Origin of the sequence: Halpernia sp. (genome assembly GCF_048269545.1) — a bacterium.
In the GTDB taxonomy this organism is placed as follows: Bacteria; Bacteroidota; Bacteroidia; order Flavobacteriales; family Weeksellaceae; genus Halpernia.
Window position 1 is genome coordinate 449,546 of record NZ_JBLXIJ010000002.1, and the last position, 27,000, is coordinate 476,545.

Sequence of the window (27,000 nt, forward strand, 5' to 3'; positions counted from 1 at the left end):
GGATGGAAAATTTAGTTTACGCAATCATACTTTTACCTCTCGCAGGTTTTTTAATTAATGGTTTTTTTGGTAAAAAATTACCTAAATTATTCGTGGGGACTTTAGCAACTTTAGTAGTTTTTACTTCATTTGTAATCGCAGTTAAAATATTTTTAGGCTTCGATGAAAATTCGTCGCCCATTATTGTCAAAGCTTTTGAATGGTTTAAAGTGAATGGAATGCAAATTAATTTTGCTTTTCAAATTGACCAATTGTCTTTAATGATGATTATGATTATCACCGGGATTGGTTCTTTAATTCACCTCTACTCCATCGGATATATGAGTCACGATGCTGGTTTTGCAAGATTCTTTTCTTATTTAAATTTATTTATTTTCTCAATGTTACTTTTGGTAATGGGAAATAATTATTTAATTTTATTTATTGGTTGGGAAGGCGTCGGCGTTTGTTCATATTTACTAATTGGATTTTGGTATAAAAATGAAGATTTCGGCAAAGCTGCTCGCAAAGCTTTCATAATGAACAGAATTGGTGATTTGGCTTTATTAGTTGGAGTTTTCGTAATAGCGCAACAAATGAATGCAATTGATTATTTAACGGTTGCGCAAAATGCCAATAAATTCGAACTCAATTCTCCCGTCGTTATTTTCATCACTTTAAGTTTATTTATCGGCGCAATTGGAAAATCTGCACAAATTCCACTTTTCACTTGGCTTCCAGATGCAATGGCGGGTCCAACTCCAGTTTCCGCATTAATTCACGCGGCAACAATGGTTACAGCAGGAATTTATTTGGTAGTAAGAAGTAATTTTCTTTTTTCACTCGCACCATCAACTTTAGATATTATTTTATTTATTGGTTTAACAACTTCTTTAGTCGCAGCGTTTATTGGTTTGCGACAAAATGATATTAAAAAAGTTTTAGCATATTCTACAGTTTCACAACTTGGTTTTATGTTTATCGCTCTTGGAGCGGGAGCTTACACCGTTGCAATGTTTCATTTAATTACACACGCATTTTTCAAAGCACTTTTATTTTTAGGTGCAGGTTCTGTAATTCACGCGATGAGCGACGAACAAGATATGCGTTTTATGGGCGGTTTAAGAAAAAAAATTCCTTTAACTTATATTACATTTTTAATAGGAACTTTAGCAATTTCTGGAATTCCTTTCTTTTCTGGGATGATTTCTAAAGATGAAATTTTAGCTGCAACTTGGAATAAAAGCCCGATTATTTGGTTTTTAACTTTATTCAGCGCAGCTTTAACTGCAGTTTATATGTTTAGATTATTATTCTTAACATTTTTTGGAGAATTTAGAGGAACTGAAGAACAGAAAAAACACATCCACGAAAGTCCTTATTCTATGACAATTCCTTTAATGGTTTTAGCAATATTATCTTTATTTGGTGGACTTTTAAATTTACCACATTTTGTAGGTCATCAATTCTCAGGGAAATTAGATCATTGGTTAAGCCATATTTATTTATTTGATGTGCAACAAGCGGAAATCCCTTTATGGAAAGAATTGTCTTTAATGGCAGTGACTGTTTTGGTCGTTCTTATTATATTATTTATAGTTTACAGAATGTACGTTAAAAACGGAAAAGCAGCCTTGCCAGAAAAACAATACACAGGTTGGGAAAGACTTTCCACTAAAAAATTATTTATTGATGAAATTTATAACGCAACGGTTGTAAAACCTGTGGAAGGAATGGGACGCGCCGGTAAACTTTTTGATAAAGAAATTCTCACAAAACTTTCAGATTTTATTGGTTTTGGAGCAGAAGATACTGGAAAAGCGATGAAGCGTTTCCAAAATGGAAATGTAGAAAACTATGTGCTAATAATGTCTTTAGCTATAGGAATAATCTTAATTGTTAACTTTATATTACAATAAATGTCTGGAATTTTATTAGCATTATTGCTTTTACCTTTAGTTGGTTCACTTTTCGTTTTTTTCTGGAAGAATAATAAATTCAGTAATGATGTTGCACTCGGTTTTTCCCTTGCACAAATGCTTTTGGGTTTTTATGCTTTAGCTTATTTTAATTTTGGACCAACTGTAAATGGACCTTTGCAATTCGAAATAAACGTTCCGTTTTCTTATGCTTTAAGAAGTAATCTTCATTTCGGAATTGATGGATTAAGTATGGTAATGCTTATTTTAACCAATATTTTGGTGCCATTAATAATTTTGTCTTCTTTTAATGAAAAGCGTTGCTACAGCAATAAATTTTACGGTTTAATTTTATTAATGCAATTTGGTTTAATCGGTGTTTTCACCGCTTTAGATGGTTTGGTATTTTATGCTTTCTGGGAAATTACTTTAATTCCAATTTGGTTTATTGCTGGACTTTGGGGTCAAGAAGACCAAAGATTAAAATTCACAACCAAATTTTTTGTTTTCACATTCGTGGGTTCATTATTTATGTTAGCTGGATTAATTTTTGTTTATGTTCATTCCAATTCATTTGCTTTGATGGATTTGTACCACGCAAATTTAAATCTCACCGATGAAGTTTTAGTATTCTGGTTTATTTTCGTTGCATTTGCCGTGAAATTTCCAATATTTCCTTTTCACAATTGGCAAGCCGATACTTATACTTATTCACCAACACAAGGTTCGATGTTGCTTTCTGGATTGATGGCAAAAATGGCTATTTTCGGTTTATTAAGATATTTATTACCAATCACACCACACGCAATTGCTGGAACTTCCGGCGGTATTGTATTAATGTTGTGTGTTTTCACCGTAGTTTTTGGCGCTTTAATCGCATTAATTCAAAACGATTCAAAAAGAATTATCGCTTATTCTTCACTTTCACACATTGGATTAATTGTTGCGGGAATTTTCGCTTCTGCATTATTAACCTTAAATGGATCTTTCACAATTGAAGGCGGCGAAGGCGCAATGATACAATCTTTCGCACACGGGATTAATGTTGTTGGTTTATTTTATTGTGCAGATATTTTATTTAAAAAATTCAAAACCAGAGATATTCGTAAAATGGGCGGTTTGGCGAAAGTTGCTCCAAAATTTGCTGTACTTTTTATGGTGATTTTATTTGGTTCACTCGGCGTTCCTTTAACTAATGGTTTTATTGGCGAATTTATTTTAATTAAATCAGTTTACGATTACAATACCATTTTAGGAATTTTGTCTGGATTGACGATGATTTTAGCCGCAGGATATTTATTAAGATTTTACGGAAAAGCCATGTTTGGAACAGGCGACGAAAGTGTTTTATCTTCAGTAAAAGATATTTCGGGAATAGAATTTACCGTTTTAGCGAGTTTAACAATATTTGTAATCTTGCTCGGAGTTTTCCCGCAAATAATAATAGAAATGGTAAATTCTTCCTTAAAATTAATTTACGGTTCATTAATTTTTTAAAAATAAATTGATAAAAATTCAGGTAAAAATTAAAAAAAACCCGAACATAAAAATTTCAAAACTAAAGTATGAGTGTTATAATTATTATTTTCCTTACAGCCGTGATTGCTTTATTTTCTGGCGTTTTTGAACAAGGAAAATGGGCGAGATATATTGGAATTGCCGGTTTATTAGTGGCTTTTTACGTGAGCTTTTTACCGGAACATCAGTTTTTTGCAAAATATGAATCTATGTTTATATTTAGCCAAACCGCTGCGCTTTTCACAAAAGTTTCAATAGTTATTACTTTGCTTTTATATTTTCTGGGAGGATTTTCTTTCAGCGACCACAGAAGTCATCAATCAGAACTTTATTCTTTGATGTTATTTTCATTAATTGGCGGAATTGTTTTATTTTCTTACCAAAATTTAGTGACACTTTTCTTAGGAATTGAAATATTATCTATTCCACTTTATGTAATGGCAGGAAGCAGAAAAACAGATTTGCGTTCCACCGAAGCTTCTATTAAATATTTTTTAATGGGTGCATTTGCAACAGGATTCTTATTATTCGGAATTGCATTAATTTATGGAAGTGCAGGAAGTTTTGATCTTTACGCCGTCCACGAATTCGGTATTTCAAATCCGAAAAACCTAATGTTTACAATGGGTTGCGTTTTAATGTTGGCTGCTTTAGCTTTTAAAGTTTCACTTGCGCCATTTCACATGTGGGGTCCAGATGTTTACCAAGGTTCACCGTCGCTTATCACAACTTTTATGATGACCATTGTGAAAATTGCTGGTTTTGTGGCTTTGTTCCGTTTAATGACAATCGGTTTCTTTGGCGTTTTCGAAGAATGGATTAATATTTTAGCCGTTCTCGTAATTATCACTTTATTACTAGCAAATTTTATGGGATTAGCGCAAACAAACGCAAAACGAATGTTGGCTTATTCCGCTGTTTCTCACGCAGGTTATGTTGGTTTAATATTTTTTGGAATTAATCATTTATCCACTTACAATTTAGCATTTTATCTTTTCGCATATTCTTTAGCTTCAGTTGGTGTAATGATGTGTTTAATTTACGTTGAAAAAATAAAAAGAGAATCTTCATTTAAAGCATTTAACGGTTTAGCGAGAACCGAACCAATTTTGGCTGTTGTTGCTGCAATTTCTTTACTTTCAATGGCGGGAATTCCTTTAACTGCAGGTTTCGTAGGGAAATTTAGTTTATTTGCACAAGCAATGCAAGCTGCGCCAATTTTAGTAGTAATTGCTGTAATCGGTTCTGCAATTTCAATTGTCTATTATTTACGATTGATTATCGCTATGTTTTTCTATGAAGAAAGCAGTTTTAATACGACAGAAAAAGTAAGTTTAACTTACAATATTGTAGCGGTTTTCATTATTGTAGCAATTGTAACTTTAGGTGTTTATCCAGATTTATTTGCGTATCAGTTTGGATTGTAAATTTTTATTTAAAAGAAAATCCTTTTCTAATAAAAATCAATTGTTTTCTTATCTGGAAAATCCAAATAATCAACAATACCATAGTCTCCGTCGTCATATTCTAACAAATATAACGTGGTAATCTCCTGAGATAATAATTCTTAGAAATTTAAAATCAAATGAACTTCCCTTTCCACTTCGCTTTCAAAGTAAAAGATTTAGAATCCACTCGTAAATTTTACATCAAAATTCTAGGTTGTGAAGAAGGCCGTTCCACGGAAACTTGGATAGATTTTAATTTTTTTGGAAATCAACTTTCAGCGCACATTAGCAAAGATTTTCCAGTCTTGGATTTTTGCGGAAAAGTTGACGGAATCAACGTTCCGATCCCGCATTTTGGTTGCGTTTTAGATGAAAAAATTTTTACTGAAATTCAAAATAACCTTGAAAAAGAAAATATTGAATTTTTAATAAAACCTACAAAAAGATACGAAGGCAAATCTGGCGAACAAACCACAATGTTTGTTTTTGATTTCAGTGGAAATCCTTTGGAGTTTAAAATGCTGAAAGATGAAACGCAATTGTTTAAATAAAAACATTTTACAATTTAAGTCTAAATTCGTTTTACAAATTTTAGTAACTTTGAAAATACAAATAAAATGTAATGGCAACTATTGAGATTAAAGAAGATATAAGTCAAGATAAAATTAGGATGGTTGTAAATGTTCTGAAAGCATTAGGAATTACTGCCGTTTTTAAGGAGCAAAAAGACAATACAAAACTTTCTAAAAAAGAATTTACAGATAAAATCGAAAGAGCAAGAAAAAGCCCGAAAACTAAAGTTTCAGCTTCAGAACAAACAAAAATTTTGGGTTTGTGAGTTTTGAATTAGAATTTTCTGCAGAATTTTTAATTGATATTAAAAAACATCAAAAAGCAGGTAACAAAATTCTATTGAAGAAAATAGATTCATTCCTATCCGAAATTAGAGAAACTCCAACGGACGGAACTGGGAAACCAGAACAACTAAAATACTTTAAAGCAGCAATTTGGTCAAGAAGAATAAGTGATAAACATAGGCTTGTTTATGAATTAAAAGATAATGTTGTCGAAATTTTATCTGGTTTTGGACATTATGATGATAAATAATTTTACTAAAATTCACATTTTAAATGACTACTTCTTTCCAAAAATTAACAAACCCATCACCGCTTTTCATCCTGTAATTTTTCACTAGGTTCAGACTTTTTTCTATATTCCGTTTCTGTAATTGCAAAAGTTGGAAGCAGCGAAGCCAACTTTTGAAGACAAAGAAGATAGAAAAATAATATACAATTTTTAACTTTTCAATTTTAATTCTGCAAGTTTTGGCGGCATTTATTTTAGCGTATCTTACCAAATACTATTTTACAGGGAAACCAACAAAACAAATTTTTTAGGTAGAATTCTTATGTTTGTTTCTGCGGGAATTTCTTTTTTGCTGTATTTAAAAAAAGACGATAAATAAAAATTTTTTATTCCGTTCAAGTTTCTCCAATTAAAACTATAAAAATTTAAAAAAAATGAAAAAGATTATTTTATCAGCCTTACTGGGATTAACAATCGTAGTTTCTTGCGAGAAAAAACAAAAACATAAGGATCATCAAGAAAATACAACTATGGAAAACCATGGAATGTCTGAAAATCATGCAACAGAGGAAGAACATTCTGAAACCACAAAATTAGAATTAAACAACTGCACAAAATGGGCGATGAATGCGGAAATGAAACCTTTCATTAATCAAATGGAAAGTGAAATTAAGAGGTACAAACCAGAAATTGATGATTACAAAACTTTGGGAAAAACCATAGAAACAACCAACGAAAATTTAGTGAAAAGTTGCACTATGAAAGGAACACCACATGAAGTTTTACACGCTTGGTTACATCCGCACATGGAATTAATTGAAGATTTGAACAAAGCAGCTAACAAAGAAGAAGCGAATAAAATCGTAGGAAACTTAAAACATTCGATGGAAACTTATCACCAATATTTTGACTAAATAAAAATGAATAAATCTTCAGAAAATTCTTGAGGTTTATTCGTTTCTCTTCGCTTCTTCCCAAAGTTCATCCATTTTTTCTAAACTTAAATCCTGAAGTTTTAGATTTTTATCAGTCGCTAAATTTTCCATATTTTGAAATCTGGAAATTAATTTTTTATTTGTTTTTTCTAAAGCAGAATCGGCATTTAAACCATTCATTCGGGCGTAATTGATTAATGAGAAAAAGACATCGCCCAACTCCATTTCTTTTTTATCGAGTTCTATTTCTGAGTGAAATTCTTCCAACTCCTCTTCTATTTTTTTCCACGCATCTTCTGGATTTTGAAATTCAAAACCAATTCCTTTTACTTTATCCTGTATTCTGTGCGCTTTAATTAAAGCCGACAAACTTTTCGGAACGCCGCCCAAAACCGATTTATTTCCTTCTTTTAATTTTAATTTTTCCCAATTTTGCTTTACTTCTTCTTCATCTTTTACTTCTACATCGCCGTAAATATGCGGATGGCGGAAAATCAATTTTTCATTTAAAGACTTAATAACTTCTCCAATATCAAAAGTATTTTCTTCACTTCCAATTTTTGAATAAAAAACCAAATGCAATAAAACATCACCCAATTCTTTTTTAATTTCCTGTAAATCTTTAGAAATTATAGCATCAGAAAGTTCATAAGTTTCCTCAAGAGTTAATGGACGCAAAGTTTCCAAAGTTTGCTTTTTATCCCACGGACATTTTTCTCGCAACTCTTCCATTATGTCTAAGAGTTGATTAAAATGGTCGAGTTGTTCTTGTCTGGAAGTCATTGCTTTTAGGTTTTAAATTGTAGATTTTAGGTTGCAGATTTAATAAAAAAACTTCGGCAAAGAAACAAAACTTTGCCGAAGTATAATTATTTTAAACATTACTAATTGCAAATGTTTTATCCCATTTTTCTGTGCGTACTTTTCGGTGCTCCTTTTGCAGAAGAAGTAGAGATTTTCGCTTTAGAAGTTGTATTTTTCTCTTTTTTGGGTGCTGATTTTTTAGTTTCTTTTTTTTCTAACGAAGGTTTTTCAGATTCATTTTCTTCTGAAATTTCTTCTTTTATAAAACTCTCTGGTTTAATGTAACCTGCCTTTTGTAATAAGTTATACCATTGTGCTAATTTTTTAATATCAGAAACATAAACACGTTCTTTATCATAATTGGTCAAAACTTCTTCCATAAAAGCACGTAATTCTGCATCGCTAGATTTATGAGAAATCGTTTGTTTATAATCTTCTTTTTTAGCAACGTTTTCGAATACTTCAAACAAAGGCACTTCTTTATCAAAAGTAAACATGGCAATATTATCTAATAAACTCACCTGTGAAGAATTAGAAATACTGGCTTTTTTCTGAGTTGAAATATCTTCTACTATAAAACCATTTTTTAGTTGAGAAACCAATTTAAAAAGTCCAGGTTTTCCAGAAATGGAGATTATTTTTTCTAATTGCATATCTTTTATTTAATTAAATTTTTACTTAATATTTTTATTAAAACTTCCTATTTCGGAAATCTCATTTTATAATTTACGTGAATGTCACCTTGAGAGATTTTGGTTAATTTACCTTTTATCATTTTTTTCTTTAATGAACTCAAATGGTCGGTAAATAAAATTCCTTCAATATGATCGTATTCATGCTGAATAACGCGCGCTCTCATGTCAGAAAAAGTCTCGGTATGTTTTTTAAAATTTTCATCAAAATATTCTATGGTAATTGTTTCGTGTCTCGCTACATCTTCTCTAATTTCGGGGATGGAAAGACAGCCTTCATTAAATTTCCAAACTTCACCAGTTTCTTCTAGAATGGTTGGATTAATTAATACTTTTTTAAAGCTTTTTAATTCTTCCGCAATTTCCGCATAATCTTCATCTTCTGCTAAAGGCGATAAATCTACTACAAAAACACGAATATCTAAACCCACTTGCGGCGCCGCCAAACCAATGCCATTTGCATCTTCCATAGTTTCAAACATATTATTTATAAATGTTTTCAACTCTGGATAATCTTTAGAAATTTCTTTTCCTTTCTTTCTTAAAACCGGATCTCCAAATGCCCGAATTGGTAATATCATTTCTCTTTCTGTTCTAAAAAGTTTTGCAAAATTATAGTTGCACTTACTTTGTCTATTAAACCTTTTTCTTGTCTTTTCTTCTTGCTTTTCCCACTTTGACTTATAAAAAAACTTGCCATCTTTGATGTAAATCTTTCATCAAAACGGAAAACTTTTATCTTGGGAAATTCTATTTTAAATTTTTCTATAAACTTTAAAATTTCAGTTTCTATTTCTGAGATTTCTCCACGCAAATCTACCGGTTGTCCAATCACCACTTCATCTACTTTATTTTTTTTTAAATAATCTTTTAAAAATAGTATTAATTCAGCGGTCGGAACTGTTGTTAAACCACTTGCAATAATTTTCATATCGTCGGTTTCTGCAAGACCACATCTCACCTTACCAAAATCTATTGCAAGCGCTTTTCCCATCAAGATGCAAATTTACTAAAATTTAGTAAAAGGATGAATTTTAATAGTTTTCTTTATTTAAAATACTGAAGAATTTTTTATAAATTTAATTCTGCAAAAATTTTGATTTAATCTCTATTTTCTAACTTATGAAAACACTCCTACTTATTCGACACGCAAAAAGTGATTGGCCGGAAAACACTGAAGATTTAGAGCGTCCATTAGCAGAAATTGGTAAAAAAGATGCTACGGAAATGTCAAAATATCTGTTGGCAAATAATACTAAAATTGATTATTTTTTAGCAAGTCCTGCAAAAAGAACCGTAGAAACCTGTGAAATTTTCGCCAAACATTATCAAAAATCTTTTGAAACTGCAGAGAAATTATACAATCCTTCAGAGAAAAATTTTCATTCTGTTGTTTTTTCTTTAGATGACAAGCATAATTCTGCTTGTTTATTTTCTCATAACAATGGAATTTCAAATTTTGCAAATTCATTTTCGGAAAACATTATTCACTTTCCCACTTGTGGCGTTGCAATTTTTAATTTCGATTGTGAAAAATGGTCAGAATTTGAAATGGCGAATAAGAATTTAGTCGCGTTTTATAAACCTTAATAGTTGTAAAGTTGTAGGTCGTAAAGTTGTAAAGTTGTAAAGTTGTAAAGTAATTTAAATATAAATCAAGACTTTACATCTTCACCTAGTTGTATTTTACATCTTTACAACCTACAACTTTACAACTTCACTCTCTTCAAATCCAAATCTTCAAAATCAAAACTAAAATCCGTGACGCTGGAAATTGGTTTTATTTTAGCAGAAATGGCGTTGCCATTTTCATCAAAGTTGAAAGTGATAAATTCATCAGCGTCATAACTTGCATTGTCTAATTTTATGATAAAAGTATTTTCAGAATACGGCATCAATGTTCCACTTAATCTCGGAGAATTTTCTGCGTAAAAACGGTATTTATTATTTTCTTTTTTAATATCAACATTTCCAAACCAATCGTCTTTGTAAGTACCTAAAAACTGAGAATCTCTTGGAGCTAAGTTGGTTTTCGCAAACGCAGCAGATTTTGCAAAAACTTCTTCTTTTTCTTTCTCAATTTTAGAGTTATAATTTTGCATTCTATCGCCATAAGTTTTTAGCCAATTTCTATCTGCAATTCCCAAATAAGAATCTTTTACCGTATTTGTAATTGTGTTAAAAGCTGCGCCACTTTGTTGATTTGTAAGAACTACAATTCCCAATTTCAAATCAGGAAGTAAAGTGAATTGCGTCACCGTTCCAATTAATCCACCTGTATGTTGCACTTGAAATTGACCTTTTACATCGCTCAAAAACCAACCCATTCCGTAACCATAAAAATGGGTGTCGTAAGGATTTTTTAAAGCCACAGAAATCGGACGTTGAATTTCCCAAATTTGCTGAATTTGTTTATCCGAAACTAATTTTTTTCCATCTGCAGTTGTAAAACCGTTCATTAAAAAATTTGCCCAAGTTGTCATATCTTTTATGTTGCTCATAATTCCGCCGGCTGCGTTTGCGGTTTCATTCCAATCGTGTGGAACTTGAACGGCTTTTCCGTCAATTGGTGCGTGTGCGTCAATTTTATTGGTCACATTTTTTGCGCGATTATAACTTCCATAACTTGACGTCATTCCGACAGGTTTTAAAATTCTTTGTTCAATAAAATCTGCCCATTCCAAACTAGAAACTCGGTGAATAATTTCTCCCGCAACAATGAACATAATATTATTGTATTCCATTCCATCACGAAAAGAATAAGTTGGTTTCAAATATTTTACTTTATTGATAATATCATTCACGGTAAAAGGACCTCCTTCTGGAAAAAACATTAAATCTCCTGCTCCTAAACCTAAACCAGCGCGATGCGTCACCAAATCTTTAATCGTTACTTCTTGACTTGGATAAGCTTCGTTCATTTTAAATTCTGGAATATATTTAGAAACTTTATCGTCCCAATTTAGTTTTCCTTCATCAGCTAAAATCGCCAAAGCTGTAACTGTAAAACCTTTAGAATTAGAAGCAATTCCCACCAAAGTATTTTCATCCATTGGTTTTTTTGTAGTTAATGAAGCCACGCCAAAACCTTTTGCATAAATGAGTTTTCCATCTTTAATAATTCCAACCGACATTCCTGGAACATCAAAAGTTTTTAAAGTATTTTGAATTAAATCATCTAATTTTTTTTCCTCAACTTGAGCAAAAGAAAGCGTAGAAATCAATAAAAAAAGTAAAGGATAAAAGCGTTTCATAGTATTTTATTTTAAAAACGTTTCAAAGATAAGATTTTTAGGTAATATTTAATTTAGAAGATTTTGAAAATTGATTCGTTTAAAAAATATTGGAAAGAGTTTTTATTATATTTACACAATAATATTGAGAATGAAAGCAAAAAATCAAGAAGAAACAACGAAAGAAATTGTTGAATATTTCAAGACTTATATATTTGAAAATCATATTTTAGCATCGTTAAACAGAAATTCGAAACTTAAGAATTACAATATAAATCCGATAGTTGTAAAATATTTATCCAAAGTTCTAGAAAATGAATATTCTCCGATTGGTGTTGCAAAAGCTTTATTCTATCCACGAGTTTTAGGAACATCTATAAATACTACTTTTGGATCGAGGATTCAAAATATGTTTGTCGATTTAAAAATCGCGGAAGGTTCTTTAATAAAGGGAATGGATATAGAATTTATTGATAAAATTGAAAATCGTAGAAAATGGTGCCAATTGAAAGCTGGTCCAAATACCATTAATTCGGAAGATGTAAAACCTTTAATAAAGAAATTCACAGATACAATAAATCTTGCAAGAACAAATAAAGCATTTAAAAATATAAACAATACTGATTTTATTGTCGGAGTTCTTTATGGCGAAATTGATGATTTGAGTATGCATTATAAAGTTATTGACAAAAGTCATCCTGTAATTATTGGTAAAGATTTTTGGCATAGAATTACTGGATTTCCTAATTTTTATAAAGGTTTGGTTGAAAATCTTCAAATATTAATTGAAAATATTGATACCCAAAATTTAATTAATGAAGGTGTTGAAAAATTAGCGAAGGAAATCGAAATTTCTCAACTTTTTGATTTTGAAAAACCATAATAACTATTCAAAAATTTTACAATTGAAAAGCCAACTTCCTTTCCTAAATTAACAGGAACTGCATTTCCAATTTGTTTATATTGTTGTGCAACCGAACCTTCAAATTTCCAATCATCAGGAAATGTTTGAATTCTTGCATATTCACGAACTGTAAATGGACGGGTTTCTTCCGGATGACATCTTTCGGTTTGTTTTTGTGCAGGACTACAAGTTAAAGTTAGACAAGGTTCATCCCATCCAATTCTTCTTGCAATTCCAGTTTTTCCACCTCCAAGATGAAAACTTCCGCCCATAAATTCTTTCTGAATATTTAAAGGTAAATCTCTCCAATAACCCTTTGGAGGAACTAAATCTAAAACATCAATTTTACTTTGTGGGTATTTTGAACCTTCTGATTCTGGAACATCGCAATCAAATAATTCGCCTTTTTTTAATGCATCTTTTAAATTATAAACTTTTTTATAAGGTTTCGGATATTCATATTCTAAATTAATATCTTTTCTAATTCCAACTAAAATTAATCGTTCTCTTTTTTGTGGAACATTAAAATTAATTGCTTTTAAAACTTGAACTGGAACTACATTATATCCTATTTCATCCAAAATAGAAATCATTCCTTGAAGTGTTTTTCCATTTTCGTGACTTAATAAACCGCGAACATTTTCACCAATACAAATTGGTGGATTTACTTCTTTTACAACTCTTGCAAATTCATAAAACAAAGTTCCTCTCGCATCGGATAAACCTAATTTTTTTCCTGCGTAACTAAATGCTTGACAAGGAAATCCACCAGTTACAACATCAATATTATTTTTATATTTCTCAAAACTAAAATTTTTAATATCTCCCTCCAAAACATTCCAATTTGGTCTATTCTTTCTTAAAGTTTGACACGCCCATTTATCAATTTCATTTAAAACTACACATTTTAATCCAGCTTTTTCCATTCCAATTGCTAATCCACCTGCCCCTGCAAAAAGTTCTAAAACCGTATAATCATCATTTGGTTCAATATAATTAGAAATAGTTTCTTTAATATCTTCATCTAGAAAATCAGCAAATAAAGTATCAATGTCTGATTTTCTATAAACTCTATAATTACTTACTGGTTCACGAACAGCAACTAATATTCCTTCATTATCCCATCTTCTCAAAGTTTCTTTACTTTTACCAATGTATTCAGAAGTTTCTGAAAGTGTCATATATTCATTCATAACCAAATTGCTTAACCTTATACAATGGTTACAAATTTATAATATTTTTATTGAATTTACAAAGCAATTTTTTACTACATCTAAAAAATCTTAACTTTGCATTAAACCAAAAAGAATGAGCAATAAGGAGAATTTTTTATTAGAATGTTATCAATTAGGGATTATTAAATTTGGGAAATTTACTTTAAAAAGCGGCATAGAAAGTCCGTTTTATGTAGATTTAAGACCACTCGCTTCTGATCCTAAAATTTTAAAAAAATTATCCTTTTTTTTATTAGAATTAATTTCAATTAATGATTTTGATTTAATCTGCGGCGTTCCATACGCAGCTTTACCAATGGCAACTGCAATGTCTTTGGAAAGTGAATTACCATTAATTATCAAAAGAAAAGAAGCCAAAGCTTACGGAACAAAAAAATTAATTGAAGGAATTTTCAGCAAAGGGCAAAATTGTTTAATTGTTGAAGATGTGATTACTTCTGGGATTTCACTTTTAGAAACCATTCCAGAAATTGAAAAGGAAGATTTAAAAGTGACCGATATTATTGTTGTTTTAGACAGACAACAAGGCGGAAAAAAACTTTTGGAAGAAAGAGGTTTTAGAGTTCATTCACTTTTTAATATGACAGAAGTTTGTGAGATTTTGAGAAAAAATAATTTAATTTCTGACGAAGAAATTTCTAGAATTAATGATTTTCTGAAAGGAAATCAAGTGCAGTTTGCAGAAGAAAAACGTTTAACTTATGAACAAAAATTAGAAAATTCCACCAATTCATTTTCTAAAAAAATACTAGAAATTGCAATTGAAAAAAAATCAAATCTGATTGCTTCTGCAGATGTTTTAACCACAAAAGAACTTTTAGATTTTGCCGAAAAAGTAGGACCAAATATCGTGGCATTAAAAACACATATTGATATTTTAACCGATTTTGATTTCGATGAAACTATTCTTCCCCTAAAAGATTTGGCAAATAAATACAATTTCCTTTTAATGGAAGATCGGAAATTTGGCGACATCGGAAATACGCAAGAACTGCAATTTTCTAATGGAATTTACAAAATTTCTTCATGGGCAGATTTAGTAACTTCTCATGTTATTGGTGGTGAAAATTCTTTGGATTGTTTTCTAAATGTCGGTGTAATTGCCATTTTAGGAATGTCATCAAAAGGAACTTTAACCAATTCTGAATACCGAGAAGAAGCTTTGAAAATTGCGCTTTCTCATCCAAATGTAATTGGTGGCGTTTGTCAAAATAAAATTCCAGATGAATTACTACTTTTTACACCAGGTGTAAATATGGAAACAAAGGGCGATAATAAAGGACAACAATACAACACTTCAGAATTTGTTTTTAAAAATTTAAAAACGGATTTCATTATTGTTGGACGCGGAATCTACAAAGCGGAAGAAATTGAAAAAGCATCTTTAGATTACAAAATTGCAGGTTGGAATTCCTACATCGAAAATTTGTAAAACATCTTTTTTATAAATTAAAAAATACGGCAAATGCCGTATTTTTTTTGAAATAAAATTGAAATATTTTTATGATAAATAAAATCCAAATATTATGAAAAAAATAATTAAAATTAATTTAGCTTTAATGCTATTAATAATTACCACAAGTTTTATTAAATATGAAAATAATGCTCAGACTGCGGAATTTCCTCCAATTCAAAAATATCTGGATAACATAAAAGGAGAAAAATTTGTAACGGTAGGTGTCATAGAAAAAGATAAAATGATATCTCAAATTATTACTAAAGATTCTTTTACTTCTATCAACAAGGACAAAAATGACAAATTAAGTAAATATGTATATTCTAATATTAATTGGAAATCCTTTTACAAAGCAAATATTTACTCAGTAAGAGAAACTGAAAAAATCGTTATATGCCGATTAAAGTTTGATGAAACCTTCACTGTAAAATTGTATTCTAATGATGAAATTTATTATACTGGTGAAACTAATGATTTTGATTGTTATATATATGCAAGAGATGAAAAATCTGTCCTAAAGATTATAGAGGATTGGAATAAGAAAAGTAAATGAAACTCTTACAAAGAAGAAAAAAATAGGTGCAAAATTAAAAATCCTCCGCTCCTTTCAACGATAAATGTTTAACCTTAAATCATAAAAATAATGAAAAAATTATTTTCAATTTGCCTCTTAATAACGACGTTATTTGCTGTAAATGCACAGGAAACAAAAAAATATTTCATTGTGTTTGAGACTCAAAGTTCAACTGCAAGAAATTATATAAATAATCAAGATAATTGGAAATCTGATGTTCCCTATAAAAAATTTGTACGCATTATAATTAGTCCTTTTGATGCACCTTCTATAATGGATAATGGTTATACATCTGCATTGGGAAATCAACTTGCAGAATTTATTTACAAAAACCACTTAAAAGAATTTGAAAAACTAAAACTTCATTTGCGAGCATTTAATTATACGACAATACCTTATACGGAAAGAGATTATAAAATTAACACAGAAGATTGCACAAGTTGTAATTACCAACATGAGAAAATAATAATTAATGGTTTTAAATTCAAACCCGTAAAAGAATTTACCAGTTCTGAATACAGCAAAAAAATGTACACATTTATTACTGGGAAACCATGGGGAAAATGGTAGTTTGATTTAAAAATTAATAATATTAAAGTCTATTATTAAATATTAAAATTCAAATAAAAAGCTTTTTTTTAAAATGAAACTCTCCAAAGAAGAAAAAAAATGTTGGCAAAAGCATTTCCGTATTGAAAAATTACAGGATATTCCGACAGAAATGTCCGGATTTACTTCTATTGACGGAGATGCAGATGATGAATTGATGTATTATTTCGCCAAAAGAGTTGCGATTCCAGAACTCTATTTAAAATGCACTTGGGTTACAGATGAAGGCGTTGAACACATTTGCAAAATCAAAAAATTAAAAGAATTGTCTTTAATTGACCACAGAAAAATTACAAAAAAAAGTATTCCCTATTTCAATTTGATGGAGAATTTAGAAATTTTGAACATCACAAAAACGGAAATTAAATTGTCTGATTTGTGTGAAAATTTAAACAATCAAAATCTAAATACAATTTTTATTTCTTCAGAAGAAAATGAAACAAACCTAGACGAAAAAGCAATTATTTTAAAAGAGAAAATGCCGAACTGCAATATTTATTTAGACACTTATTTTAGCACAGATGAAAATGGAAATTCTATAAATCCAATTTTTTAAGGAAATTTGCTAATAATTCAAAACTTATAATTTCCCTTTAAATCGTTTAATAGCCGTTGGTTCAAAAATATATTTTGCTGTAATTGTTTGTTTAGAATTTACATCTAATTCATACCACGGCGAAATACTTTTATTTTGAAAATTTTTTAAAATATGAATATCTTGAGCGGGCATATAACTTTCTGCGAGTAAATATAATTTTTTTCCTAAATTATTTTTCGCAACACCCACAATTATTACAGAATGACCTGGACTTCCGGGTTTTATAATAAAATCTCCACTTTTTATATCTTCATTTCTGGTAATTAATTCACTTTCTTTATCCAAAGAAATGGTTCCCGCATAATTAAAAACCAAGTTTAAATAATTCCTGAAATTTTGATAGGAATCATCAAAATTTTCTGTTTTTATAAACTTTACACGGTCTTTTATTTCCTCCGTTCTCAAACCATTTTCGTAATCTTTCCAAGAAATAAATTGTCCGCTGGTAAAATGAAAACCAATTTCATCAAATCTTTTATTAGCGTACAAATATTCTGAATAAAGACGAATCCACGCATCTGCACATTGTTGCAAATCTTTATTTCCTACATCAATTTTTAAAATTGCAGCGTGATAAGACTGATTTTCCACAGGTATTTTTTGGTAATCTCGAACAGGAAAATTCTGCGGATAAAGTGGAAAATAATTTAAATATTCACCAAAAGATTTTGGCGCTTCAGAAACCCATTTGTAATTTTTTGGTGGTTGAAACCGAGTTCTAATCGTCTCTTTTGTTACGTCGATATTCAACAAGCGCGTATTTTCTTCAACTTGTGCTTTTACTTGAAATTTTACAAGCAGAAAAAAAAGAATAATTAATTTTAAAAATCTAAAATTCAAGGGAAAAACGTATTTAATTTTAAAGGTAGAAAATTTTTACGAAACACTCGTTTTTTGCTTTATAACAATTATATTTGAAAATCTAAATAGCAAATGAAACACTTCAGTTTTTTACTTTTTTTCTTTTTCGGTTATGCCACACTTTTGTCGCAGCAAGATTCTATTTCTGTAAACGCAGTTTTGAAACAGGATTTGCGAACTTTAAATGTAAAAGAAACTTTAATTTATCATAATAATTTAGGCGAAAATATTTCTAAAATAAAATTACTGAATTGGATTTCTTCCTATAAAAATCAGAAAACCCCACTTTCATACAGAAAATTAGAAGATCGGAAAAGCGATTTGTATTTTGCGAAAAAAGAAGATTTAGGAAGATTAGAAAATCTCGATATTTCTATAAATAATGAAAGAGAAAAGATCAAGAATTTAGATGATGAAAATATTTATTTAAATTTAAAAACACCGTTAGAATCAGGTAAATCTCTAAAAATTGAACTAAATTACGTTTTAAAACTTCCTCTAAATAAATTTACAGAATACGGTTCTTCAAGTGATAAAGTAATTTTAAAATACTTCTTTCTAGTTCCAGATACTTTTGAAGATTCAGCGCAATACCAAAGATATTTTGAAGACGTAGAAGAAACCCAAAACGCAGGAACTTTTTGGAATATTAAATTAGAATTTCCAGAGAATTTTGCGGCAGAAAGTAATTTAAATAAAATAGATCAAAATCATTTCTCCGGGACTTTATCCGTAGATCCAGAAGTGCAAATTAGCAAAAAAAACGATTTCAATAAATTTGTTTTTACTGTAAATAATCAACTAATTAATATTTATTTCGCGTATCCAATTTCTAATGTTGATCGGCAAAATTTAGAATTTTATCTTCCTTTGCAACTGAAATTTATTAAAGATAAAATTGGTTTTTTACCTTCAAAAATTTTCATTGATGAGAAATTTAAAGATAAAGAAAACTTTTTCGGAAATAATGATATTAAATTTTGGAAATTTAAATTCCAACTTTTTACAGATGCACAAAAAATTGATTTAGATTATTTTAGTATCATTTCAAAAGATATTCTGAACCAAAGTTTCATCACAGAGAAAATAAATGACCATTGGTTTAAAAACGGTTTAAAAACCTATTTAGAAATTGAATATTTAAATCAATATTATAAAGATACAAAACTTCTCGGACAATTACCAGATGAAGTGAAAATATTGGGTTTAAAACCTTTAAAATTATTTAACGCTTCAGATTTAAAACTCACCGAACGTTACGGTTTAGCTTACCATTATATTTTAAGTAAAAATTTAGATCAAAAAATTGCTTCGCCATATACTGTTTTCAGTAATTTTAATGATATGGCAATCAGCAATTTTGAGATGGGAAGCTTATTTAATTTTGTAGCTCAAAAAATGGGAACAGATAATTTCGATGATTTTCTGAAAACTTATTTTGCGAAAAATGCTAAACAAAAGATTGATACAAAAGATTTCTTAAACCAATTGGCTGTAAAATCTCAATACAGTTCTGCTTTTCTTGAAGCTTTTATGAAAGAGAAAAATCGGGATAATTTTAATCTTAAAAGTTTTAAAAAAGTGGACAATCAATTTAAAATTAAAATTAAAAAAAATACAGATTTAAGTTTGCCTTTTAAATTAGAAACTGAAACAAAATCTGGCGAAAAACAAACTTATTTCTACGATACACCCGCAAATAAAAGTGAATTGCATTATAATATTCCGCAAAAAAATGCCGATAAAATAATCATCAATGATGAATATATTTTCCCCGAAAAAAGTTATCGGGATAATTATATTTACACAAAAGGTTTGTTTGCAAATATGAAGAAAATTAAATTTAAAATTTTTCAAGATATTCCAAACCCAGAATATAACGAGATTTACATCAATCCAAAATTAACTTTTAATGCTTATGACAAAGTGCTTTTGGGAATTAATTTTAAAAATAAATCACTTTTTGATCAACCTTTTATTTATTCATTTACACCTTATTATAGCACAGGAACGCATCAAATTGCAGGTTCTGGTGGAATTTCTTACAGTTTTTTACCACCCGAAAGCTTTTATCAAAGTTTAACTTTAGGAGTTTCTGCATCCTATTTTCATTATGATTATAATTTGGCTTATAAGAAATTTTCAGCCGCAGCAAACATCAATTTCACGAAAAATCCACGAAGCACTATTGGTAGAAATCTAAATCTTTCTTACTCTAATTTTGATCGGGATTTGGATCCAAAAAAAATGAATTCTACCGATTATAATAAATACGATTTGTGGAGTTTAAGTTATAGTTACAGCGACAGTAAATTAATTCACGAAAAATACATTACAGGAAATATCCAAAGTATGAAGGATTTTCAGAAAATTTCAGGTGAATTCTTTTACAGATGGGAATATGCGCAGAATAAAAAAATTAGTTTTCGTTTCTTCGGTGGTTATTTTCTAAATAATTCTACCAAAAACAATTTATTTGATTTTGGTATTTCTAAAATTTCTAATTATTCTTTTTCCTATGGATTATTAGGACAAAGTGAAACTACAGGATTACTTTCTCAGCAATTTATTTTAGCTGAAGGCGGTTTTAAATCTAATATCGGGACTTCTGTAAACCAATGGATTACCAGTGGAAATATAGATTCTCATGTTTGGAAAATGTTTAATATTTATGCAGATGCCGGAATTTATAAAAACAAATATCATAGTGCGCAATTTATTTGGGACAGTGGAGTGAAAGTAAAAATTATCCCAGATTTCCTGGAAATTTATTTTCCGATTCAGTCTTCTTTAGGATTTGAACCTGCTTTTAAAGATTACGGAAAAAGAATTCGATTTACTTTAAATTTAAACTTCAGTGCGATTACCAATTATTTTAGACGCGGTTGGTATTAATTATGAGTATTGAGTATTGAGTATTCAGTATTCAGTATTCAGTATTGAGTAATAAAAAATAAAGTCTGAAATAAAATTTCAGACTTTTTATAAAACTCCTTTTGTCATTCAGAACGTAACAAAGTGAAGTGAAGAATCTCTTACTTTTTATTGAAAGTATTGCGTCGTTTCTTCAATTCTAATTCACTTTTATATCATCAATATCCAAATTATATTTCACCTCTTTTCCAACTTTTATAGCTAGAAAATTATTAGAACTGCTTTTATTAATATCTGTAAGTCCGCTGCAATCTAAAGTAACTTTTACATATTTTTCTCCTGTATCAATCATTCCATTGTAATTATTATTATCACTTTGTGATATTTTTGAATCTGCTTTCAAATCACCAATATTAAATTTATAAGAAGAGCCATCTGTTTTATACAGATTAATAGACAAAGATTTATCTGCTTTTCCTTTTACCATAAAAGTGATTTCTTTAATATTTGCTGGAAGCGTTTCCGTTGCATTACTTGTAAAAACATAATCATTTCCAGAAGGCGTTCCCTCAATTTTGAGTGCCGCAGAATTTCCCATTCCTTTTCCCGCGTCTTGCGTCGCGTAAGATTTCAAACCATAATGGTTTAAACTTTCTGTAAAATCTTTGAAGTTCTCAAAATCAGAACCTTTGAAAGCATTGGTTTGTGCAGTTGCAAATGAGAGCGTTCCCAAAGCTAAAACTACAAGTGTTTTTTTCATTTAAATATTTTTTTCAATATTACTAAATAAAATTCAAAAAAAAACTGTTTCTAAAAAAGAAACAGTTTTAATAGTTTAAAGAACTAATTTTTAATTCTTCATAATTTTCTGAGAAACTTTTTCACCATCTACAACACCTGTTACAATGTAAATTCCTTTTGATAAAGAAGAAACATTTAATGGTGTATTTTCATTTACTGACGCAGTTTTTACAACTTGTCCGTTCATATTTAAAATCTGTACATCAGTTTTTGCAGAAAACGAAATAGAGTTAGAAACGTTTGTATTTTTTACTAAAGTTTTGTTTACTTTAGAAATATCATTAACTCCTAAACTTGCGTTAGTAACAACGATATTGTCAATAGATGCATTACCAGTTGATGCTGATGAAGCCGATCCTTGTCTGAGGCAAATTGAGGCAATAGTTGTAGGAGCAGCGTTAGTTCCAGCTGCATTTGAAAGTAATGTTTGAGAATTAATTTTTAATGTTGCTGTATTTGTAAGCGCGTTGTAAGTAACCACAACATTCGATGGAGTACCATACGCGACTTCTGTACCGTAAGTTGGAGTTCCAGTTCCACCACTAGTATTCTGAATGCCCAAAGTATAACCTGTTGCACTTGCTTTTGCATATAATCTTGCAACAAGAACAGTAACAGAAGCACCCGATGTTGCACCAAGACACATAAAATAATCACCAAAAGTTGATAAACCTGTGTCATCTGTATAATTAACAGTCGCAGTATATTGTATAGTAACATCCGCTGGACTAACAGTAACCGCTGTAAAACCTTTATTCACATCTTCTGTATTACCATAAGCTAAATTCGCAACGCTGCCGTTCGCAGACAATTGACCACTTGTTCCGCTATGGGTAACCCAACCATGATCAGTTAAAAGTCCTGTGTAATTAAAATTATCCGAAGTTAACTGTGCGTTGGCTACAGACATTGCTGCTACAGCAACGAAAATTGTAAAAATTTTTTTCATTTTAAATATTTTTTTGTTTAATATAATGCTAAACTACAAAAAAAAAACTGTTTCCAAAAAGAAACAGTTTTTTTTGATCAAATTGAAGTCTAGTTTTTCAATATTTTTTGAGAAACTCTTTTGCCATCTACTGTTGCAGTTACAATATACATTCCTTTTCTAAGTGTAGAAACATCTAAAGCAGTTCCATTTTCTACATTTGCAGATTTTACAACTTGCCCATTTGCGTTTACAATTTGAACATTTGCTTTTGCTCCAAAAGTAATAGTATTATTTACAGAAGTATTTTTTACCAAACTTACTTTTGTAGAATTTAAATCTCCTACTGCTAGTGTCAAATCTACTGCTTTTCCTAATACAGTTAGAGTTTTGGAAGTTCCTTTTGAATTAATGTACCAAGTTCCACCCGTTGCTGACGCTCCAAAAACAAGAATTCTAAAAGTAACTACAGTTCCCGCTGCAAGATTTTGTAAAGCACTTATAGCATTTAAGTCGATTGCAGCTTGCTCATTACCAGAACTGTTCGTTCCTGAACCCCAAGTAATAGCCGAACCTATATTAACAAAAGAGCCGGCACCAATTTGATATTGCCATTGTCCTGAAGTGGGTCCTGTACCGGAACGTCTAATATTATATTTACTAATAGTTGCAAGAGAAACTTTATAGTCTGTTTTTACAGTAATCGTAAATGTTGCAAATTCATTTGAAGTAATTGCTGATGCAGCATCGGTACTTGTAAAGTCATTACCTCCCCACGCAGCTGCAGCACCAGATCCTGTAGTACCGATACCAGATCCTCTTGTTAAGCCACCAACTGTTAGACTAGGATCAGTTGTTGTTGCAGTTAAAGGACTAGTTCCATAATCATTAGTACCACCCGCTAAACTTGCAAAGGTATATTCTGCGAGGGTCGTCGTTTGTGCAATTGCTGCTACTGAAAACATTGCAATTGCTAGTAAAGAATAAAGTTTTTTCATAATAAAATAATTTTTTTAAAGATTAATATTGTTACAAATATAGTAGAAAAAATTTAATTCTAGTATTAACTTTGAGTTAATAAATTATAATTTCTTGTTAGATTTATTTTTCACAAAAAACTTAATCTTTAAAATGGTTGTTTCTCATTAAATATTATTTAAATAAAATATAAAGTCTTAGGAAACGTTAAACATTTATTTAAAATAGCATTTAGAAATATAAATTAAAAACCCATCTTATATTCTTGAATTTGATATTTTTACAAACTTTAAAAAATTAATATTTGGTAAAAAAAATTCTTTTATTTTGTTTTCTTATTTTAGAATTTTCTCTGGGATTTTCTCAGATTTTCACGTGGAAAAACCCCAATCTTAAAAATGATTCTATTTCTAAAGACAGTTTAATTTCAAAAAAAATAGAAAGAGATTATTTTACAAAAGACACTTTAGATTTTATAAAAACCAAAAATAAAATTATTGTAGATGAAGCCATTTTGGTAAAAAATCCAAAAAATTCAGCTTTTGGAAATATTAAATCAAATGGTTCTATAATCCGTGGAATTACGTTTGGAAATAACCAAGGTCAATCTGTACAATCTTCTTTAGATCTTCAAATTTCTGGGCGACTTTCTAAAGATGTTACAGTTTTAGCGAGTATTTCAGATCATAATTTGCCAATACAAGCCGATGGATACACGCAAACTTTGGAAGAGTTTGATAAAATTTATATCCAACTCAATATTAAAAAAAATTCCATTTTACGGGCAGGACACATCGATTTAATCGACGATAAAACCTATTTCAGTCGCTACCAAAGGAAAAGTTTGGGTTTACAATTTCAAACTATCTTGGGCGAAAAAAATAAAACCTATTTAGATTTCTCCGCAGGAATTGCACGCAGTGAATTTTACAGAATTCGTTTCCAAGGTGTAGAAGGGAACCAAGGTCCTTACAGATTAACTGGGAAAAATGGCGAACAATTTATTACCATTCTTTCTGGTTCTGAACAAGTTTTTATTGATGGAATTTTAATGAAACGCGGTGAAAGCCAAGATTACGTCATTAATTATAATACTGGAGAACTCACTTTCACAAGTTACCGTCCGATTTTTAAACAAAATTATATTACCATTTCTTATAATTACACCAACAGAAATTACACAAGATTTTTAGTTACTGGAAGTGTACAACACGAAAGAGAAAAATTAAAATTAGGCTTCAATTGGTTTCTGGAAAATGATAATAAAAACGCGCCACTTTCTTTAAATTTAAGCAAGGAAGATGAGCAGATTTTAGTGAACGCAGGAAATAATCCAGATTTAATGTTTGCGCCATCTGGTGTTGTAACAGAATATGATGCGAATAAAATTTTATATCAATTAATAAACAGTGCTGCTGGAAATTATTACCAATTTTCTACAGATAAAACGCAGACACTTTACCAAGTTTCTTTCACATACTTCGGTGCAAATTTGGGCGATTATAATATCAAACAAACTACAAATAATGGACGTGTTTTTGAATATGTTGGACAAAATTTAGGAAGTTATCGCGCCGTGAGAAAATTACCTGCTCCAGTAAAATCCCAAGTTTTTAGCGGAAATGCAGAATATAAAATTGGTGAAGGAAAAATTGGAGCAGATTTTTCTTTAAGTAATTATGATGTCAATTTATTTTCATCCAAAGATAATTCTCAAAATATTGGTTACGCCACACGAATTTTCGGTTATAAAACTTTTAGAAAAAACTCTTGGAAAGGAACGCCGAGTTTAGAATTTCAACACATAGATTATCGTTTTCATATTTTAGACAGAATTAATGATGTAGAATTTTCTCGTGATTTTAATTTAGAACAAGAGTTTAATCAAACCACGCAAAATAGGTTAATTTTCAGTTTTTTAAACCAATTTGGAACGCATTCTTTTTTGAATTATAAACTGAATTATTTAGACGAAAAAAATACGTACACTGGAATTAAAAACGAAGCAGATTTTGGTTTTAAAACAGGAAAAATTTTAACGACAGGTTCCGTTTCTTACCTTGATACAAAAGCAATTGATCAAAACTCCAATTTTTATCGCGGCAAAATTATTTCAGAATATTTAACGCCAAAAGGAAGTTGGGCAATTGGCGGAAGTTTTGAACACAATTTGAAAAATTTTAATACTACAAATCTTTTAGATGTTACGAGTTACAGTTGGAAAGAAGCGTTTTTGCAGAAAAAAATCGGCGATTCTACACGAACAAAATTATTGGCGAAAGTTTATTTCAGAGATAATGATTCTGTGCGAGATAACAGATTGCAAAACACCAATCAAATTTTAGGTTTAATGCTTGAAAGTGAATTGATTAAAACATCAAATACGACTTTAACGACACTCATTCATTATCGAAAATTTTTCTATCAAAATAATCCAATTAAACCCAATCAAAATCAAGATTTTGTAATCGGAAATTTATTGTACAATCAGAAATTATTCAATAACGGAATGCGTTTGCAAGCTTTTTATGAACTTGGAAACGGACAAGAAGCGCAGCGAGAATTTCAATATTTAAAAGTAACAGACGGACAAGGAATCTATAAATGGACAGATTATAACGGCGATGGAATTCAGCAATTGGATGAATTTGAAGTCGCAGAATATTCTGATCTGGCGCAATATATAAGAGTTTATACGAATACAGTCACATATTTACCGAGCAATAAAAATAAATTACAACTCGCTTTGTTTGTTAATCCTTCTGCAGTTTTAAACTCGGAAAACAAGTTTTTTAAACGTTGGAATTTCAATATTTCTTTACTTTCAGAAAATTCTTTTTACAAAGAAAATAAAGTTTTTGTATTAAATCCATTTGAAAAAAATTCCCGACAAATTTTAAAAAATCAAAACTTTTTAGGTTCAGTTCTGTTTAATCCAACGGATAAATCTGGTTGGAATGGAAGTTACCGTTTTATTAAAAATGACAATTTAATTAACGCTAATTTTAGCAATGAAGAACGCAATCAAAGTTCACATTTCTTGAATATTGGTTATTTATTTAATAAAGATTTCCGCATTGATTGGGAAAATAATACCACCCAAATTCAAAATTCTTCGGAACTTTTTGCTTCTCGAGATTACCAATTGCAAAATTTTGAAACCAAACCAAAAGCCACTTATAAATTTACAGATGCTTTGCAAACCGAGTTCTACACATCGTTCCGAGAAAAGCGCAGAATTGATGGCGCAGAAAATCTGAAAACTTTAGATTTAACCGGAACTTTGCAATGGCAATGGCGGAAAACTTCGCTTCGTGCTAATTTTTCTTTCATTAATAATAATTTTACGGGAAACAGTTTTAGTATTGTTGGAAATCAAATGCTTGATGGTTTGAAGCCCGGAAAAAACCAAGTGTGGTCTTTATTTTTACAACAGCCAATCAATTCTTTTATTAATTTGGAACTGAATTACGAAGGCAGAAATTCTGGTGAAAGAACGATTCATATTGGAAGTGTGCAAGTGAAAGCGAGTTTTTAGTAGCGAATAGTTTTTTTCACGCAAAGACGC

General features: G+C 30.0%; 25 protein-coding genes. 15 read left to right on the top strand and 10 right to left on the bottom strand.

All coding sequences use genetic code 11. The features are described from left to right. Nucleotides 1–2: 2 nt before the first annotated feature. From nuoL to ACN0WB_RS05365, 7 genes are all read left to right on the top strand, one after another. On the top strand, nt 3–1,898 hold the full coding sequence (gene nuoL, locus ACN0WB_RS05335) for an NADH-quinone oxidoreductase subunit L (RefSeq protein ID WP_417429586.1): 1,896 nt from the start codon (nt 3–5) through the stop codon (nt 1,896–1,898). Beyond that, nucleotides 1,899–3,395: a complex I subunit 4 family protein gene (locus ACN0WB_RS05340; protein WP_417429588.1), complete on the top strand. Its 1,497-nt coding sequence runs from the start codon at nt 1,899–1,901 to the stop codon at nt 3,393–3,395. It abuts the gene before it with no gap. A 68-nt stretch (nt 3,396–3,463) separates the two neighbouring features. Then, nucleotides 3,464–4,843, top strand: a complete 1,380-nt coding sequence (locus ACN0WB_RS05345; RefSeq protein ID WP_417429590.1) for an NADH-quinone oxidoreductase subunit N — start codon at nt 3,464–3,466, stop codon at nt 4,841–4,843. A 158-nt stretch (nt 4,844–5,001) separates the two neighbouring features. After that, complete coding sequence (locus tag ACN0WB_RS05350; RefSeq protein WP_417429591.1) at nt 5,002–5,415, top strand: VOC family protein; 414 nt, start codon at nt 5,002–5,004, stop codon at nt 5,413–5,415. 71 nt (nt 5,416–5,486) lie between these two features. After that, nucleotides 5,487–5,702, top strand: a complete 216-nt coding sequence (locus ACN0WB_RS05355; protein WP_417429593.1) for a hypothetical protein — start codon at nt 5,487–5,489, stop codon at nt 5,700–5,702. Next, complete coding sequence (locus ACN0WB_RS05360; protein ID WP_417429595.1) at nt 5,699–5,971, top strand: Txe/YoeB family addiction module toxin; 273 nt, start codon at nt 5,699–5,701, stop codon at nt 5,969–5,971. Before ACN0WB_RS05355 ends, ACN0WB_RS05360 begins: the two co-directional genes overlap by 4 nt. A 413-nt stretch (nt 5,972–6,384) precedes the next feature. Then, on the top strand, nt 6,385–6,864 hold the full coding sequence (locus tag ACN0WB_RS05365; RefSeq protein WP_417429597.1) for a hypothetical protein: 480 nt from the start codon (nt 6,385–6,387) through the stop codon (nt 6,862–6,864). A gap of 36 nt (nt 6,865–6,900) precedes the next feature. Here ACN0WB_RS05365 and mazG read toward each other — a convergent pair whose 3' ends face one another. The 4 genes from mazG to ruvX form a co-directional block, all read right to left on the bottom strand. After that, nucleotides 6,901–7,668, bottom strand: a complete 768-nt coding sequence (mazG, locus tag ACN0WB_RS05370; RefSeq protein ID WP_417429599.1) for a nucleoside triphosphate pyrophosphohydrolase — start codon at nt 7,666–7,668, stop codon at nt 6,901–6,903. Nucleotides 7,669–7,784: 116 nt separating this feature from the next. Further along, nucleotides 7,785–8,342 (bottom strand): DUF5606 domain-containing protein, encoded by a 558-nt coding sequence (locus ACN0WB_RS05375; protein WP_417429601.1) that lies wholly within the window; start codon nt 8,340–8,342, stop codon nt 7,785–7,787. Between the two features lie 47 nt (nt 8,343–8,389). After that, nucleotides 8,390–8,962: a peptide deformylase gene (gene def, locus ACN0WB_RS05380; protein ID WP_417429603.1), complete on the bottom strand. Its 573-nt coding sequence runs from the start codon at nt 8,960–8,962 to the stop codon at nt 8,390–8,392. Then, nucleotides 8,959–9,375 carry a Holliday junction resolvase RuvX gene (gene ruvX / locus ACN0WB_RS05385; protein ID WP_417429605.1) on the bottom strand — a complete coding sequence of 139 codons (417 nt, stop codon included), beginning with the start codon at nt 9,373–9,375 and terminating at the stop codon, nt 8,959–8,961. The genes def and ruvX overlap by 4 nt, the downstream gene beginning before the upstream one ends. Nucleotides 9,376–9,503: 128 nt before the next feature. Here ruvX and ACN0WB_RS05390 point away from each other — a divergent pair, with 128 nt between their 5' ends. Continuing rightward, complete coding sequence (locus ACN0WB_RS05390; RefSeq protein WP_417429607.1) at nt 9,504–9,971, top strand: SixA phosphatase family protein; 468 nt, start codon at nt 9,504–9,506, stop codon at nt 9,969–9,971. A 119-nt stretch (nt 9,972–10,090) separates the two neighbouring features. On the opposite strand, the gene ACN0WB_RS05395 is transcribed toward ACN0WB_RS05390, so the two are convergent. After that, nucleotides 10,091–11,635, bottom strand: coding sequence for a serine hydrolase (locus tag ACN0WB_RS05395; protein WP_417429609.1), 1,545 nt, complete (start codon nt 11,633–11,635; stop codon nt 10,091–10,093). Between the two features lie 130 nt (nt 11,636–11,765). Here ACN0WB_RS05395 and ACN0WB_RS05400 point away from each other — a divergent pair, with 130 nt between their 5' ends. Then, nucleotides 11,766–12,497, top strand: a complete 732-nt coding sequence (locus ACN0WB_RS05400) for a PmeII family type II restriction endonuclease (RefSeq protein ID WP_417429610.1) — start codon at nt 11,766–11,768, stop codon at nt 12,495–12,497. Here ACN0WB_RS05400 and dcm read toward each other — a convergent pair. Continuing rightward, nucleotides 12,470–13,711: a DNA (cytosine-5-)-methyltransferase gene (gene dcm / locus ACN0WB_RS05405; RefSeq protein ID WP_417429612.1), complete on the bottom strand. Its 1,242-nt coding sequence runs from the start codon at nt 13,709–13,711 to the stop codon at nt 12,470–12,472. The two genes, ACN0WB_RS05400 and dcm, sit on opposite strands and share 28 nt — an antisense overlap. Before the next feature lie 115 nt (nt 13,712–13,826). Here dcm and pyrF point away from each other — a divergent pair, with 115 nt between their 5' ends. The 4 genes from pyrF to ACN0WB_RS05425 all read left to right on the top strand — a co-directional run bounded on the left by pyrF (nt 13,827) and on the right by ACN0WB_RS05425 (nt 16,948). Further along, nucleotides 13,827–15,185 carry an orotidine-5'-phosphate decarboxylase gene (gene pyrF, locus ACN0WB_RS05410; protein WP_417429614.1) on the top strand — a complete coding sequence of 453 codons (1,359 nt, stop codon included), beginning with the start codon at nt 13,827–13,829 and terminating at the stop codon, nt 15,183–15,185. A 94-nt stretch (nt 15,186–15,279) separates the two neighbouring features. Further along, complete coding sequence (locus tag ACN0WB_RS05415; protein ID WP_417429616.1) at nt 15,280–15,762, top strand: hypothetical protein; 483 nt, start codon at nt 15,280–15,282, stop codon at nt 15,760–15,762. A 90-nt stretch (nt 15,763–15,852) separates the two neighbouring features. After that, nucleotides 15,853–16,353, top strand: coding sequence for a hypothetical protein (locus ACN0WB_RS05420; protein ID WP_417429618.1), 501 nt, complete (start codon nt 15,853–15,855; stop codon nt 16,351–16,353). A 73-nt stretch (nt 16,354–16,426) separates the two neighbouring features. Next, entirely contained in the window at nt 16,427–16,948 is a 522-nt protein-coding gene (locus ACN0WB_RS05425) for a hypothetical protein (RefSeq protein WP_417429620.1), read from the top strand. A gap of 24 nt (nt 16,949–16,972) precedes the next feature. Here the strand turns inward: ACN0WB_RS05425 and ACN0WB_RS05430 are convergent, their stop codons facing one another. Then, nucleotides 16,973–17,830, bottom strand: coding sequence for a DUF4846 domain-containing protein (locus ACN0WB_RS05430; protein ID WP_417429622.1), 858 nt, complete (start codon nt 17,828–17,830; stop codon nt 16,973–16,975). 93 nt (nt 17,831–17,923) lie between these two features. On the opposite strand from ACN0WB_RS05430, the gene ACN0WB_RS05435 reads away from it, so the two are divergent. After that, complete coding sequence (locus ACN0WB_RS05435) at nt 17,924–20,746, top strand: aminopeptidase (RefSeq protein WP_417429624.1); 2,823 nt, start codon at nt 17,924–17,926, stop codon at nt 20,744–20,746. A 178-nt stretch (nt 20,747–20,924) separates the two neighbouring features. On the opposite strand, the gene ACN0WB_RS05440 is transcribed toward ACN0WB_RS05435, so the two are convergent. From ACN0WB_RS05440 to ACN0WB_RS05450, 3 genes are all read right to left on the bottom strand, one after another. Beyond that, entirely contained in the window at nt 20,925–21,485 is a 561-nt protein-coding gene (locus ACN0WB_RS05440) for a hypothetical protein (protein WP_417429626.1), read from the bottom strand. 90 nt (nt 21,486–21,575) lie between these two features. Next, the gene (locus ACN0WB_RS05445; protein WP_417429627.1) at nt 21,576–22,475 is read right to left on the bottom strand and encodes a T9SS type A sorting domain-containing protein; all 900 of its coding nucleotides are present in this window, start codon (nt 22,473–22,475) and stop codon (nt 21,576–21,578) included. Nucleotides 22,476–22,564: 89 nt separating this feature from the next. Next, nucleotides 22,565–23,452, bottom strand: a complete 888-nt coding sequence (locus tag ACN0WB_RS05450; RefSeq protein ID WP_417429629.1) for a T9SS type A sorting domain-containing protein — start codon at nt 23,450–23,452, stop codon at nt 22,565–22,567. A gap of 332 nt (nt 23,453–23,784) precedes the next feature. Between ACN0WB_RS05450 and ACN0WB_RS05455 the strand changes: the two genes are divergently transcribed. Beyond that, nucleotides 23,785–26,970, top strand: a complete 3,186-nt coding sequence (locus tag ACN0WB_RS05455) for a hypothetical protein (RefSeq protein ID WP_417429745.1) — start codon at nt 23,785–23,787, stop codon at nt 26,968–26,970. The last annotated feature ends 30 nt before the right edge of the window (nt 26,971–27,000 follow it).

Excerpts from the sequence above, each read along its gene's own strand:
- ACN0WB_RS05350 (WP_417429591.1), top strand. The coding sequence starts at position 5,002 with ATGAACTTCCCTTTCCACTTCGCTTTCAAAGTAAAAGATTTAGAATCC.
- ACN0WB_RS05450 (WP_417429629.1), bottom strand. The coding sequence starts at position 23,452 with ATGAAAAAACTTTATTCTTTACTAGCAATTGCAATGTTTTCAGTAGCA.
- ruvX (WP_417429605.1), bottom strand. The coding sequence starts at position 9,375 with ATGGGAAAAGCGCTTGCAATAGATTTTGGTAAGGTGAGATGTGGTCTT.
- ACN0WB_RS05425 (WP_417429620.1), top strand. The coding sequence starts at position 16,427 with ATGAAACTCTCCAAAGAAGAAAAAAAATGTTGGCAAAAGCATTTCCGT.
- ACN0WB_RS05400 (WP_417429610.1), top strand. The coding sequence starts at position 11,766 with ATGAAAGCAAAAAATCAAGAAGAAACAACGAAAGAAATTGTTGAATAT.
- ACN0WB_RS05355 (WP_417429593.1), top strand. The coding sequence starts at position 5,487 with ATGGCAACTATTGAGATTAAAGAAGATATAAGTCAAGATAAAATTAGG.
- dcm (WP_417429612.1), bottom strand. The coding sequence starts at position 13,711 with ATGAATGAATATATGACACTTTCAGAAACTTCTGAATACATTGGTAAA.
- def (WP_417429603.1), bottom strand. The coding sequence starts at position 8,962 with ATGATATTACCAATTCGGGCATTTGGAGATCCGGTTTTAAGAAAGAAA.
- ACN0WB_RS05435 (WP_417429624.1), top strand. The coding sequence starts at position 17,924 with ATGAAACACTTCAGTTTTTTACTTTTTTTCTTTTTCGGTTATGCCACA.
- ACN0WB_RS05345 (WP_417429590.1), top strand. The coding sequence starts at position 3,464 with ATGAGTGTTATAATTATTATTTTCCTTACAGCCGTGATTGCTTTATTT.
- ACN0WB_RS05445 (WP_417429627.1), bottom strand. The coding sequence starts at position 22,475 with ATGAAAAAAATTTTTACAATTTTCGTTGCTGTAGCAGCAATGTCTGTA.
- ACN0WB_RS05440 (WP_417429626.1), bottom strand. The coding sequence starts at position 21,485 with ATGAAAAAAACACTTGTAGTTTTAGCTTTGGGAACGCTCTCATTTGCA.
- ACN0WB_RS05390 (WP_417429607.1), top strand. The coding sequence starts at position 9,504 with ATGAAAACACTCCTACTTATTCGACACGCAAAAAGTGATTGGCCGGAA.
- ACN0WB_RS05415 (WP_417429616.1), top strand. The coding sequence starts at position 15,280 with ATGAAAAAAATAATTAAAATTAATTTAGCTTTAATGCTATTAATAATT.
- ACN0WB_RS05340 (WP_417429588.1), top strand. The coding sequence starts at position 1,899 with ATGTCTGGAATTTTATTAGCATTATTGCTTTTACCTTTAGTTGGTTCA.
- nuoL (WP_417429586.1), top strand. The coding sequence starts at position 3 with ATGGAAAATTTAGTTTACGCAATCATACTTTTACCTCTCGCAGGTTTT.
- mazG (WP_417429599.1), bottom strand. The coding sequence starts at position 7,668 with ATGACTTCCAGACAAGAACAACTCGACCATTTTAATCAACTCTTAGAC.
- pyrF (WP_417429614.1), top strand. The coding sequence starts at position 13,827 with ATGAGCAATAAGGAGAATTTTTTATTAGAATGTTATCAATTAGGGATT.
- ACN0WB_RS05420 (WP_417429618.1), top strand. The coding sequence starts at position 15,853 with ATGAAAAAATTATTTTCAATTTGCCTCTTAATAACGACGTTATTTGCT.
- ACN0WB_RS05365 (WP_417429597.1), top strand. The coding sequence starts at position 6,385 with ATGAAAAAGATTATTTTATCAGCCTTACTGGGATTAACAATCGTAGTT.
- ACN0WB_RS05375 (WP_417429601.1), bottom strand. The coding sequence starts at position 8,342 with ATGCAATTAGAAAAAATAATCTCCATTTCTGGAAAACCTGGACTTTTT.
- ACN0WB_RS05395 (WP_417429609.1), bottom strand. The coding sequence starts at position 11,635 with ATGAAACGCTTTTATCCTTTACTTTTTTTATTGATTTCTACGCTTTCT.